1 pseudogene is annotated in these 266 nt (G+C 55.3%); it reads right to left on the bottom strand.

What is annotated here, in order from left to right:
* Nucleotides 1-266 (bottom strand): annotated as a pseudogene (locus tag EXE42_RS19965) (ATPase); the annotation flags it as partial.

The following is a 266-nucleotide window of genomic DNA, read 5'->3' as shown; positions in this document are numbered from 1 at the left end:
CCTCGTCGATCAGCGATTTCATCGATGGTGCTCCCATCGGATTTGTCTCGGTCTGCTTCCGGGCGACGTGAGCGAGGAATTCGTACGCAAGTTCCTGTACACGATCGAAGCCGAGGTCGTACATAAACTCGTGATAGACGTCGAGAAATCCTTCGCCGGGTTGAGCGACATATCCCACGAGCACGTCTTCGCGGTCACGGACGAGCGAGCGGGCGTATTTGAGGGTGTGTGATTTGCCATTCCCATACTTTCCGGTTATCACGAGG

Origin of the sequence: Halorubrum sp. SP3, from assembly GCF_005435195.1 — an archaeon.
Lineage (GTDB): Archaea > Halobacteriota > Halobacteria > Halobacteriales > Haloferacaceae > Halorubrum > Halorubrum sodomense.
Note: the sequence above shows the minus strand (reverse complement) of the source record. Positions and strands in the feature narration are given on the sequence as shown.